The following is a 12507-nucleotide window of genomic DNA, read 5'->3' as shown; positions in this document are numbered from 1 at the left end:
TCGGGGACGGCGAGGTTGCCGGGGAGGCGGACACCGTGTTCTGCGACCTCGACGTCGCGGGCGGGATCGGAGCTGTCGGGATCAGCGGAGACCGCTGCGGCGGCGGTCGCGTCCTGCGTCGCCTGCGACAGCAGGCGTTGGACCTGCTCGTCGCTGGTCTGGGCGAAGTCGGTGTAGAACGCGCCGATCCCGAAGAACTGTGCCGGCGTCTGCAGGCACACCAGGTCGTCAGCGACACCGCGCAGCTCTTCTACGGTTTCGGGCGGCGCGACGGGAACGGCCAGAACGACCCGCTGCGCGCCTTGGCGGCGGAGCACGGTGATCGCGGCGCGTGCGGTGAAGCCGGTGGCGATGCCGTCGTCGACGACGATCACGACTCTTCCGGCCACTGGGACGCGGGTTGTCGTTCCACGGTAGGCGCGCACGCGTCGGGCAAGCTCCGCCTGCTCACGCGCGGCGACAGCGTCCAGCTCAGCCGCGGTCACGCCCAGCCGTGCGATGAGGTCGTGGTTGAGGACTCTCGCACCGCCCTCTCCGATGGCGCCCATCCCCAGCTCCGACTGCCATGGGCAGCCGAGTTTGCGCACGATCAGCACGTCTAGTGGCGCCTGCAGGCGAGCGGCGACCGCGGCCGCCACGGGTACCCCTCCGCGCGGCAATCCCAGCACCACGGGCGTCTCCGCCCGCAGCCGGGTGAGGCGTTCCGCGAGCTGTCGACCTGCATCGCGGCGATCTGTGAACAGCATGTCAGACTCCCGGGCTGTCGCCACCTGCACTGTCCCTTGAGGCAGTGCCTCCGGTGCAGGGCGAAGGTCACGGCAACCTGCGCCGAAGGGCCGGCGGCCCCCCATCAGGCGTGGCGTCATGTCAGCTGTCGGTGGCGAGCCCATCCGCGGACGATCGCGGCGCGCGTCGTCTGGAGTCAGCGTGGCACGATCAGTGCCGCCGCTGGCACCGGTCGTGATTCTCATCGGGCTGCACGATGGGCGCGTGGGGGAGCCCGTGCAGGACGGCGCGGTGAGACCGGCGGATCTGCGCCGCCGCTACGGGCGCTGCAGGCCGCGCGCCTGGTTCAGCTCGGATTCGCGGTCACGCAGGTGCAGGCCGCCGTGTCTGCTTTCGATCCGCACCGCGGTGATCACCCGGTTCGCGTGGGTGTCCGCAAACCGATGAGCGCGCGCGACGGCTGCAAGGGACGTCGTCCAGCGGTCCCTCGACGGTGGTCGACATGGCACCGACGGTCACGACGAGGTCGGGTCCGGACAGCGCCTGGATGGCCTGTCGGATCATGTGGTTGTGTTCTTCACCGGCGGCAGCCGGCTCGACGCTGATCTCGGCCGGTACGTGCTCGTCACCGCTCATGGCGCACTCCGCTCCTCGTGGTCATGCGGGACTCACCGTCATCGACGGTGGCGGACGGTCCAGGGTCGAATGGCAGTGGACAGGCCAGCGTTGGTCGGTGCCTGCGGACGACTCGGGGGACGCTTGGGCCACCGCGGCAGGGCCACACGCCTCTGGAAGCGGACGGGTTGGTGTGGGCATCGTTGCTAGCTTCAGCCCCGGCGAGGTGGAGCCATGGAGAATCAGAAGGTCTTCACGGTCGAGGTCGTGGTTGACGAGACCGAGACCACAACCGACGCCAAGGCTGTCACGACGATCGGCGCCGCGACCTTCGGGGGCTGGGGTCGGGCACGGCGCAATCCCAGCGATCCGAACGTGCCCCATATCGGCGAGGAACTCGCGACCGCTCGCGCGCTGTCGGACCTCGCCCACAGGCTTCTGGACGCGGCCGCCGACGCCATTGAGGAGCGCGAGGGCCACCCGGTCCGCGTGCACGACTAGCGCCCCGGCACGGTGGTGGTGGCGGCTGCAGCTGTGGCCCCTTTACTGTCGTGCGCCGCCGCGACGGCGACGGGCCGGCCGGCTCAGGAAGGCACAGCCGTTCGGCCCTGCTCGGACGGTGGCGACCGTGCTCTTGTGACGTGCAGCGACCGGGGACGTGGTGATGATCACCGTTGACGATCTCGTGGCGGAGACCGCCTACCGCTGGCGGATCGACCCGGCGGGCGACATGCGCGTGCCGGGGATCGTGTTCGCCTCCCGCGCGTTGCTGCCCGACGTCGCGTCGGATCGCTCGCTCGAGCAGGTCGCGGACGTCGCGACGCTGCCCGGCATCGTGGTGGCGTCGTACGCGATGCCCGATGTGCACTGGGGCTACGGGTTTCCGATCGGGGGTGTCGCAGCGACCGACATCGACCTGGGCGGTGTGGTGTCGCCGGGAGGGGTTGGGTTCGACATCTCATGCGGCGTGCGCCTGCTGCTGGCAGCGGTGACCGTCGCCGAGCTGTCGCCCGCGCTGCCCCGGTTGATGGACGAGCTCGCGGCACGCGTTCCGCGTGGTCTTGGCCGCGGAGCGGTGTGGCAGTTGACCGGTCGCGCCGAGCTCGTTCGGGTGCTGCTGGGCGGGTCGGCCTATGCGGTGGAACGCGGGTTCGGTGTCCCGGGTGACCTGACACGCTGCGAGGATCGCGGGGTCGTCGCCGACGCCGACGCCGACGCGGTCAGCGAGCGCGCGCTGGACCGCGGCGCCCGCCAGGTCGGCAGCCTGGGATCGGGCAACCACTTCCTCGAGGTGCAGGTCGTCGATGTCGTGTACGACCGTGCGGTCGCCGCCCGGCTGGGGTTGGACCCCGGTCGGGTGTGCGTGATGATTCACTGCGGATCGCGGGGGCTGGGTCACCAGGTCTGCTCGGACCACGTCAAGGTCATGGATCGGGCGATGCCGCGGTACGGGATCACCGTGCCCGACCGCCAGCTGGCGTGCGTGCCTGCGGCGTCGCCCGAGGGCCGCTCCTATCTCGGTGCGATGGCCGCGGCCGCCAACTACGGGCGCGCCAACCGCCAGCTGCTGACCGAGGCGACCCGTGACGCGTTCGCGGCCGCGACCGGTGACCGTCGCGTCGATCTCGTCTACGACGTGTCGCACAACCTCGCCAAGGTCGAGACGCACACGATCGACGGGCAGCGACGCACCGTGTGCGTGCACCGCAAGGGCGCGACGCGGGCGCTGCCGCCCGGTCACCCCGACCTGCCGGATGATCTCGTCGACATCGGCCAGCCCGTGCTGGTGCCCGGGTCCATGGGGACGGCGTCGCACGTGCTGGTCGGCGTCACCGGCGGCGACGCCTTCTTCTCCACATGTCACGGCGCCGGGCGGGTGATGAGCCGCCACGCCGCCCGTCGCAGGATCGGCGGTCGCGCCTTGCGCGATGAGCTGGAGGCCGCCGGCGTCGCCGTGCGACCAGGTGCGATGGCGGGCCTGGCAGAAGAGGCCCCCTTCGCCTACAAGGACGTCGACGAGGTGGTCGACACCTGCCAGGAGGCCGGACTCAGCCGCAAGGTCGCCCGACTGCGACCGCTCGGCGTGGTGAAAGGCTGATCCGTGGAGGCGTCGTCGGGTCATCGATCGTTGCCGCACACCGCCGACGTCATCGTCGAGGCGTGGGGGCCGACCCGCGATGCCTGCCTGCGTCACGCCGTGCTGGGCCTCGTCGCGACCTTCGCGGACGTCGGCGACGTCACCGCGTCAGCCAGCGTGCCGCGCTCCTTCCCGGCAGACAGCGGGGAGAACCTTCTGGTCGCCCTGCTCGAAGAGGTCTTGTACCTGCTCGACGCCGAGGACCGGGTGCCGGTCGACGTCGCCGTCACGGCGGCTGCCGACGGCGGTCTGCACGGCGAGTTCCACGTTGCGTCCGCCGCCGCCGTTGACCAGCGCGGAGCCGTTCCCAAAGCGATCACCCACCACGGAATGGAACTGCGGCGCAACGCCGGGGCCTGGCGCTGCCGGGTCACGGTCGACGTGTGAACGCCGCAACCGTGTGAGATTGAACGGCGATCATCGGGACGGCAAGGCGTGTCATCTCATCCCGCCATAACGATGGAATGATAGGTTCCATCGGGCTCATCGTGGTCCGCGTCTCGAGCAGACGGGGGGCCCAGGGGTGGCGCAGGAGCACCTCGCGGGCGGCGACGATCCGCGCACGCATCGCCGACTGCCAGTCGTCGTCCGGAGCCGGCGCATCCGCACGATCCACGCCCTCGAGGATCTCGCCGACGACGACCTCAATGACGCCGTCGAGGACCGCCTCCTTGTTCGCGACATGGTGGTACAGCGACATCGCCTCGACCCCGAGCTCCTGGGCGAGCCGGCGCATCGTCAGCGCCTCGAGCCCGCCGCGATCGGCGACGTCCACGGCGGCGCGCAACACCCGTCCCCGGCTCAGCGGGATCCGGGGCCGTTCGGTCGTCGCTTCGACGTCGGTGCGCGGAGCCATGGATCCACCTCTCCGACGCACTCTACCGTACGAGGTAAGTCTGTGCCTTCACGACGGCCGCAGTGCGGTTGCCACCGAACCTCGGACACTGCGGGGTGCCCGGGAGACCAGCAAGCGAGAGCGCCCGACGGCACAGCAACCTCAGCGCCGCCGCGTCGCCTTGGGCTTGAGCGTCCCAACCCACTCGAAACTCCGGTCGAACCAGAGCCGGTCTCTCGGTCCCTGGTAGGTCCTGGCCATCACAGATCTCCAGACGTCGGCTGCGGTGACCATCTGACGACTCGACGACTACGACCGCGCTCGAGCAACGTCAGACGTTCGACTTACCCGGCCGGCGGTACGAGCTCGGGTGGGGCCCTCGTCGCGCAAGGTCGTCAGGCTCGCCATCACTGCAGCCGACCTACCACCAATCGACGCCGTGCTGCTCAGCCACGATGACCACGCCGACAACCTCGACACGGCCGGACGTGCCGTGCTGCCGACCGCGAGCACGGTGGTGACGACCGTGGCCGTGCGTCACGGCTCGACGACGACGCCGTGGGCCTCGAGCCGTGGGCCGATGTCCGATCGGCGACAATGGAACGCGGACACAGAGGTGACACGATGACGGGCTTTCTCTCCCGCGGGTTCGGCGGACGTCGGCGTGTGCCGGAGGAGTACGCGGACCGGCTGCCACCCGGGCAGTACGTCGAGACGGGCTTCCCGGTGCTGACGGCCGGTGTGACACCGCGGGTCGGCGTGGACGACTGGGAGCTGCGGATCGACGGCATGGTCGCCGAGCCGCGCACGTGGACGGCACAGCAGTTCCGCGAGTTGCCGTTCGAGACCGTGCGCACGGACCTGCACTGTGTGACCAAGTGGTCGAAGTTCGACACGACGTTCCGCGGCGTGTCCCTGGACGTGCTGCTCGACGAGGTCGAACCCCTCGGCGGCTACGCGATGGCGCACTCGTACGGCGGCTACACGACGAACCTCCCGGTCGAGGACCTGACCGGTGGCCGGGCGTGGATCGTCACGGAGTACGAGGGCGAGCCGCTGCCACGGGCCCACGGGGGTCCGGTCCGGCTGCTGGTCCCGCACCTGTACCTGTGGAAGAGTGCGAAATGGGTCGCCGGCCTGCGGATCATGGACCACGACGAACCGGGCTTCTGGGAGGCCAACGGCTACCACAACCGCGGCGACCCGTGGAGGCAGGAGCGGTATTGGAACGACTGAACACCGTCGCGCCGCGGGCGCCTGGCCGGTGGCAGATCGGAACCGTGTCGGCGATCCGCCACGAGACGCCGCGGGTCAAGACCTTCCGTATCGAGCTGCCGCTGTGGATGCCGCACCTTCCGGGGCAGCACTACGATGTCCGTCTGACTGCCCCGGACGGCTACCAGGCGCAGCGGTCGTACTCGGTGGGTTCATCGCCGCTGGACGCCGGGGGCGTCGAGCTGACGATCGACCGGCTCGACGAGGGCGAGGTGTCGACGTACTTCCACGAGGTCGTGGAAGTGGGCGACCAGGTCGAGGTCCGCGGCCCGTTCGCCTCGTACTTCGTGTGGCGCGGTGAGTCGCCCGCGCTGCTCGTGGGTGGAGGCTCGGGTGTGGTGCCGCTCATGGCGATGCTGCGGCACAGGCGACGGACGATGCCCGATGCGCCCATGCGGCTCGTCTACTCGGTCCGCTCCGCTGTGGACGTGATCTACGCCGATGAGCTGGGTGACGAGACGCTGCTGACGTTCACACGACAGGCACCCGCCGGCTGGACGGGACACACGAGCCGCGTCGACGCCGAGCTGCTTGCGCGGACCGGCATCACGTCCGGGACGGCGTTCGTCTGTGGTTCGCACGGGTTCGTCGAGGCCGCCGCAGATCTGCTCGTCGACGGCGGCTTCGACCCGGCCGCGGTCCGGACCGAGCGCTTCGGTCCCACCGGCTGACCCCGCCGTCCATCCAGGCCACGGTCCAGCACGCGCTCGAGATTTCTCGGCGTTGCTCCGAGGTGACCACCGTGTGTACAGGGCTGTGCCACCTGTTCGACCCCGGCCGAGCTGCCACCCGCCGTCCCCGCGACCGTCGAAACCTCGACGAACGACTGCTGTCCGTGGAACGATCTCGACCTAGAACGAGCCGGCGGGGGGCATGTTCTGTCCGCGGCCGCCCTTGCGGGTCTTGCAGTACGGACAGTAGGGCTTGTTGCGTGGGAAGTACTCACCACAGGCCAAGCAATGGAAGTGTGTGCGCCATCGGCGCAGCCGTGCGGTCAAGCGGAACTGCCGGTTCCGGGTGCCGGTCGCCTTGTCCATCGAACGCCTCCTCAGCCCGGTCGCGGCCTACTCCTCAGGAACGGGCACCGGCCGGGGGCCGCGGTCGACTGCACTGTCGTACCGTGTGGCGAGACACACGGGACAGCGCCGCAGGTCGCGCCTGTGGCGCTCTCCACACGCGTGACAACGCCGGCTGGGCCATCGAGCACGGACCTGTCCAACCGTTCGGCGGTCTGGAGGCCGACTCCGCATGTCTACCATGAGCCGACTATAGGAAGATATCTTCCCTTTGTCAAGGGGTGGCTGGATGAGGCGCCGCCCGACGACCTCATGTACGGTCGACGATCCCCTGTGTCGGACTCGTCTTGCACGTCGGGCAGTAGTACGAGCGCCGACGTTCGTACCGCCGCCCGCACGCGTGGCACCGTCGCGTGCGGAGCAGGATTCTGACACGATGCCAGGCACCCGGGCCCTTCGTCGCCGGAAGGCGCGGCGACAGCGGCTGAAGCTCCCGGGTGACCAGGCGCGACAGCTGACCACTTCGCCAGGTGATGTCTGCTGGCACACCGGCCAGCGCCCGGTACACCATTGACGCTGCCGTCGCGGCGGGCGGGCGGCCCTGGGCCCGCGACTCCGCGCCTTCCTCCCAGAGGTCGCTCATCAGCTCGGCCCGCCGCTCCCACGCCACGGCAGCGGGCAGTCGGCGCGTATAGAGGTGCACCCATCTCGTGACCAGCGCAGCCGCGCGCGCATCGACGGTCACGTCGGCTCAAGCCCTCGTCGCAGAGCGTGCACCGTGGCGCCGTCGTGCATGATCCGCCACTGCGCCAACGCTCGTTCGCCCGCGCCCGTCACTTCATAAAGGCGGCGTCGCGGCCGGCCGGCGTCGGCGGCGACCTGCGGATCCTCCCAGGTGCTCGCCAGCAGACCGCGACCGTCCAGTCGCCCGAGCGCCTTGTACAGCGTGCCGTGCGCGGTGAGACGCCGTGCATCCGCGGCGTCCGCCAACTGCTTGGCGAGCTGGAACCCGTAGAACTGTCGCGCGCCCCTCCGTTGCAGTGCCATGCCGGCGTTGAGGATGTCGGCTTCGAGGGGCAGCAGAGTGTTTGGTTTGCGCCGCATGGCTTACAGTATAGGAAGACATCTTCCACGCGCCAGAGCAGTGTCCGCCGTCGTCTGCTAGTGATGGCCCAGCGTGAGCACCGCCTTGCCACGCACCTCGCCGTCGCGCAACAGGCCGAGCACCTCCAACGTGTGCTCCCAGTCGCGGGCCACGCCGAGCTGCGGACGGAGGCGGCCGTCAGCGACCAGCGCCGCAAGGATCGCCAGGTCTTCGCCCTTCGTCTCCTCGGGCAGGTGGTGGAAGAACCCCACGACGCGGGCGAGAGGGGCCGGGCGGAAGTCGCTCAGGCCGAGCTCCGCGGATCCCGCCATCGTGCCGTAGGTCACCGCGATGCCACCTGGAGCGAGATGGTGCACCGCCGCCTGCAGGACCGGACCCCCGACGCCGTCGAGGACCACGTCGTACGGGCCCGTCGTGTCGTCGAACGCCCAGATCACGGACGCGGCGCCGAGGTGGGCGGCCACCTGCTCGCGGTGGGGCCCACTGACGTGCGCGGTCACCCGTGCGCCGGACGCCACCGCGAGCTGCACGGCGAGGCTGCCAACCGCGCCGGTCGCACCGGTGACGAGCACAGCGCGTCCCAGCACGGCGCCACCGTGTCGCAGCGCGCGCAGCGCGGTGAGGCCGGCGATCGGCAGCGCGGCCGCCTCGGTGAACGGCACGCCGGCGTCCAGCGCCGCGACATGGTGCGCGGGCACGGCGACCCGCTCGCTCCAGGCGCCACCGTCGGCCACGCCGACGACGCATGTCCCTGCCACGGGGCCCGTGCCGTCGTCGGCTGCGCGCGCGACGACGCCGGCCAGGTCCTGACCGGGCCGCCACCCGTCGGCGCGTTGTCGGAGGAGGAACAGCTCGCCGCGGTTGACGCCGAACGCGCGGACGTCGACGACCACCTCGTGCGCGGCGGGCTCCGGCTCGGGCAGGTCGTGGGCGAGCCGGAGGCCGTCCTGCCCGGTCGGGTCGGTGATGAAGCCGTGCACGAGGTCTCCGAAGCGGCGGGGACGCGGGTCGGCCCACGGTAGCGGGTGGCCGCCGGTGGTCTCAGACGCCGTGAACGGCAGCGATGCGTCCGGCCGCGACCGCGGTGAGCAGCGCCTCGTGGTCCCGCTCGGTCTGGTCGGCGTAGCCGCGGGCGAAGCGGCACAGCGCGACGTCGACCTTGTCGGAGCTGCCCAGGTACCCCACGATCATCGAGGCACCGCTCGTCCGTGCGTGGCCCTTCGCCAGCAGCCGGCCGCAGATGCCGGCGTAGTCGACCATCGCGGTCGGCTTGATCGTGTCGAGCTGGATGCGTCCCTTCATGTTGCGGAACTGCCGGACGTAGTACTGGCGCCCGTCGACGGTCGTCCAGCCGAGCAGCGGGTCGCTGACCGTCTGCAGGGCCTGCTGGTACTCGACGACGCGCTGCCCCTGGTGGTCGTGCCAGGCCTGGTCGCCGTGGACGAACGGGGCGATGACCGACCGCCGTGCCTGCTTGAGCTGGAGGAAGAGGACGTCGTCGGGGCTGCTGCCCTCCAGCAGCGCGACGTAGGCCCGTAGGCCCACACTGCCCACGCCGACGACCTTGTGCGCCATGTCGATCACGGTGTAGCCGCCGACGACCCGACGCCAGTGGGGGGCCAGCGTCAGCAGGTAGCGGTCGAGGGCCTCCGCCAGCAGCTCGCGCTCACGGTCGTCGAGCCGTGTGATGAGCGGGGGCTCCTCGATGATCCTTCGGCCGCTGCCGTGCTCCTCGGTGAAGCGGGGCAGGGCGCGGTCGCTGGTGCGGCTCCGTGCTCGCTTCGCCGCCTTGTCGATGCGCTTGCGCAGCGACGACGTCGACGCCAGCTCGCGGAGCTGCTCGCGGTCGAGCCGCTGGAACGACCGTGACAGTAGCGGCTGCTCGAACAGCTGCCACAACTGGTTGCGGTAGGCGGCGCTGCACGCCATGACCGCCTCGGCGCAGGCGTCCTCGCCCGCGCCGTTCTCCCGTCCGGCCACCCACACGCTCGCGCACAGCCGGCGCAGGTCCCACTCCCAACAGCCGGGGTGGGCCTCGTCGAAGTCGTTGATGTCGAGCACCAGCTGCTGCTCGGGCGAGGCGTAGAAGCCGAAGTTGCCGAAGTGGGCGTCGCCACCGATCACCGGCATGATGCCGGTCGCGGGCAGGTGGGCCAGGTCCTCGGCCATGACCGTCGCCGACCCCCGAAGAAACCCATAGGGGGACGCGACCATCCGTCCGACCCGCACGGGCACGAGCCAGTCGATGCGTCCCTCGTGGTTCTCGGCGAGCTGGTCGACCACGTCACGGCGGTCCGGCGGCGGGGACCAGTCGCCCAGGGACTCATGCGGCGTCTCGCGCCGCAGCGCCTTGCCGAGCGCACGCCGCTGCGCACGGGGGATGGGGCGGCCGCGCACCGAGGCGTACGGTGTGCTGTCGGCCGTCGCCAGGATGACGTGGCCTGTCGGCGCTTGCGGGACGTCACTCACCAGGGCACCTCCGTGGCGTCTGCGTCGCCTGCCCCGCTCTCGCGGGTGCGCGCTCGAACCGTACCAGCGGCCCGCCGGACGGGCGCACGGCACGCAGCCGGGTCACGCTACGATCGAGTCGAGCACGATCGGGAGCGGAGCTGACCCATGGGCTTGCTGGCGGCAACCGGTTCGGCGACGGATCTGCTGGCGGCCCGCTACCAGATGGCGCTGTCACTCGGATGGCACATCGTGCTCGCGGCGTTCGGCGTCGTGTTCCCGCTCATGATCCTGGTGCTGCACCGCCGCGGGCTGCGGGGCGACAACGATGCGCTGCGGCTCGCCAGGCGCTGGTCGAAGGTCGCGGGCGTGCTGTTCGCCATCGGCGCGGTCTCGGGCACGATCCTCAGCTTCGAGATGGGCATGCTGTGGCCCGGGCTGATGGGCCCGTTCGGCGACGTGATCGGCCTGCCGTTCGCGCTCGAGGGCATCTCGTTCTTCACCGAGGCGATCTTCCTCGGCATCTACCTGTACGGGTGGGACCGCCTGCCCGGCCGGGTGCACTCGCTGATGTTGGTGCCCGTCGCGATCGCGGGGGCGACCGGCACGTTCTTCATCCTGTCGGTCAACGCGTGGATGAACAGCCCCGAGGGCTTCGTGCTGGCCGCCGGCGAGGTCACGGACGTGTCGCCCCTCGACGCGATGTTCACGGCGGCGCTCCCGCACGAGTACGTGCACATGTACGTGGCGGCGTTCATTGTGGTCGGCTTCCTGGTCGCGGCCGTCTACGCGGCCGGGATGCTGCGCGGCCGGACCGACCGTTACCACCATCTGGGTGTGTGGGTACCGCTGGCGTTCGCCTCGGTCGCCGCGGTCATCCAGCCGGTCGTCGGCCACCTCGCCGGCCAGCGCGTCGCCGACCTCCAGCCCACGAAGCTGGCCGCGATGGAGGGGGTGTGGGAGACCGAACGCGGCGCGGACCTGGTCATCGGCGGCTTCTACCGCGAGGGCGAGGGCGTGGTCGGCGGGCTGCGCGTCCCGATCGACGGCCTGACATCGTTCATCGCGCAGAACGACTTCGACGCGGAGATCCGGGGCCTCGCCGACGTGCCCACCGGCGAGCGGCCGCCCGTGAACGTCGTGCGGTACGCGTTCCAGACGATGGTCGGGATCGGCTCGGCGCTGGCCGGCCTCGGCCTGGTCGTGGGCTGGTGGTGGTGGCGACGGCGGGGGTCCCCGCTGCCGCGCGTGCTGCTGTCGGTGCTGGTCGCCGCGGGTCCCGCCGCCGTGCTCACCCTCGAAGCCGGGTGGGTCACGACCGAGGTCGGGCGCCAGCCGTGGATCGTGTACGGCATCGAGCGGACCGCGGACGCGGTGACCGACGTGTCGTGGATCTGGGTCAGCTTCGGCGTCATCGCGGCGGTCTACGGCCTCCTGACGGTCGCCGCGGCCGTCGTGCTGCGGACGATGGCGGCCCGCTGGCGCGCCGGGGCGGAGCTGCAGGCGCCGTACGGCCCGCCGGAACCGCTGCACGCCAGGGAGCCGGAGCAGGTCCGCTGACGGCAACGACCGATGACGACCGCGAGGTGAACGCGTGGGGCTGCCCGACGTCGTCGCGATGATCGTGTTCCTCGGCGTGCTGCTGTACGCCGTGTTCGGTGGCGCCGACTTCGGCTCGGGATTCTGGGATCTGACAGCCGGCGACGCCCGGCGCGGCGGCGAGGTCCGCCGGCTCGTCGACCATTCGATCGGGCCCGTGTGGGAGGCCAACCATGTCTGGCTCATCTTCGTGCTCGTCTACCTGTGGACCGGGTTCCCGCAGGCCTTCGTGCAGATCGTCTCGGCGCTGTACGTGCCCCTGAGCTTCGCGGCCCTCGGCATCGTCCTGCGCGGCTCGGGGTTCGCGTTCCGCAAGTTCGCGACCAACGTCCGCCAGGCGCAGGTCTACGGCGCCGCGTTCGCGTTGTCGTCGGTCGTGACGCCGTTCTTCTTCGGCACGGCCGTCGGCGCGCTCGCGTCCGGACGGGTCCCGGCGACGGGCGGGGTCGATCGTGCGACCGTGTGGCTGAGCCCGACGTCGATCCTCGGTGGGGTCCTCGCGGTCCTCACGTGCGCGTTTCTCGCCGCGGTCTTCATGGCCCGCGACGCTGACCGGCTCGGCCGGACCCAGCTCACCGCGTGGTTCCAGCGGCGTGGCCTGGCGATGGGGGTCGTGACCGGCACGGTGGCCCTCCTCGGCGTCGTCGTGCTCGCCGTGGACGCGCCGACCCTGTTCGACGGCCTGACCGGCTGGGCGCTGCCGATCGTCGGCGGATCGGGCGTCGGCGGGCTGGCAACGATGTGGCTGTTG

The 12507-nt window shown here is 70.9% G+C and carries 12 protein-coding genes; 7 read left to right on the top strand and 5 right to left on the bottom strand.

What is annotated here, in order from left to right:
- A partial coding sequence (locus tag VK923_12030; GenBank protein HSJ45402.1) for a phosphoribosyltransferase occupies positions 1-746 on the bottom strand: 746 nt, incomplete at its 3' end.
- 829 nt (positions 747-1575) lie between these two features.
- On the opposite strand from VK923_12030, the gene VK923_12025 reads away from it, so the two are divergent.
- From VK923_12025 to VK923_12015, 3 genes are all read left to right on the top strand, one after another.
- Positions 1576-1842, top strand: coding sequence for a DUF1876 domain-containing protein (locus VK923_12025; protein HSJ45401.1), 267 nt, complete (start codon positions 1576-1578; stop codon positions 1840-1842).
- A 163-nt stretch (positions 1843-2005) separates the two neighbouring features.
- Positions 2006-3439: an RtcB family protein gene (locus VK923_12020; GenBank protein ID HSJ45400.1), complete on the top strand. Its 1434-nt coding sequence runs from the start codon at positions 2006-2008 to the stop codon at positions 3437-3439.
- Positions 3440-3469: 30 nt separating this feature from the next.
- On the top strand, positions 3470-3865 hold the full coding sequence (locus VK923_12015) for an archease (GenBank protein HSJ45399.1): 396 nt from the start codon (positions 3470-3472) through the stop codon (positions 3863-3865).
- Here the strand turns inward: VK923_12015 and VK923_12010 are convergent.
- The gene (locus VK923_12010) at positions 3849-4334 is read right to left on the bottom strand and encodes a TetR family transcriptional regulator (protein ID HSJ45398.1); all 486 of its coding nucleotides are present in this window, start codon (positions 4332-4334) and stop codon (positions 3849-3851) included. The two genes, VK923_12015 and VK923_12010, sit on opposite strands and share 17 nt — an antisense overlap.
- A 603-nt stretch (positions 4335-4937) precedes the next feature.
- On the opposite strand from VK923_12010, the gene VK923_12005 reads away from it, so the two are divergent.
- On the top strand, positions 4938-5549 hold the full coding sequence (locus tag VK923_12005; GenBank protein HSJ45397.1) for a sulfite oxidase-like oxidoreductase: 612 nt from the start codon (positions 4938-4940) through the stop codon (positions 5547-5549).
- Positions 5537-6259 (top strand): ferredoxin reductase, encoded by a 723-nt coding sequence (locus tag VK923_12000; GenBank protein HSJ45396.1) that lies wholly within the window; start codon positions 5537-5539, stop codon positions 6257-6259. The genes VK923_12005 and VK923_12000 overlap by 13 nt, the downstream gene beginning before the upstream one ends.
- A gap of 1086 nt (positions 6260-7345) precedes the next feature.
- Here the strand turns inward: VK923_12000 and VK923_11995 are convergent.
- From VK923_11995 to VK923_11985, 3 genes are all read right to left on the bottom strand, one after another.
- Positions 7346-7708 carry a helix-turn-helix transcriptional regulator gene (locus VK923_11995; GenBank protein ID HSJ45395.1) on the bottom strand — a complete coding sequence of 121 codons (363 nt, stop codon included), beginning with the start codon at positions 7706-7708 and terminating at the stop codon, positions 7346-7348.
- Between the two features lie 57 nt (positions 7709-7765).
- Positions 7766-8689: a zinc-binding dehydrogenase gene (locus VK923_11990; protein ID HSJ45394.1), complete on the bottom strand. Its 924-nt coding sequence runs from the start codon at positions 8687-8689 to the stop codon at positions 7766-7768.
- 61 nt (positions 8690-8750) lie between these two features.
- Entirely contained in the window at positions 8751-10178 is a 1428-nt protein-coding gene (locus VK923_11985) for a DUF2252 domain-containing protein (protein HSJ45393.1), read from the bottom strand.
- Positions 10179-10325: 147 nt separating this feature from the next.
- Here VK923_11985 and VK923_11980 point away from each other — a divergent pair, with 147 nt between their 5' ends.
- Both VK923_11980 and VK923_11975 read left to right on the top strand, forming a co-directional pair.
- Positions 10326-11717: a cytochrome ubiquinol oxidase subunit I gene (locus tag VK923_11980; protein HSJ45392.1), complete on the top strand. Its 1392-nt coding sequence runs from the start codon at positions 10326-10328 to the stop codon at positions 11715-11717.
- Between the two features lie 34 nt (positions 11718-11751).
- On the top strand, positions 11752-12507 hold a 756-nt coding region (locus VK923_11975), incomplete at its 3' end, for a cytochrome d ubiquinol oxidase subunit II (GenBank protein HSJ45391.1).

Source organism: Euzebyales bacterium, assembly GCA_035461305.1.
Taxonomy (GTDB): domain Bacteria; phylum Actinomycetota; class Nitriliruptoria; order Euzebyales; family JAHELV01; genus JAHELV01.
This window is presented reverse-complemented; position numbering and strand designations above follow the sequence as displayed.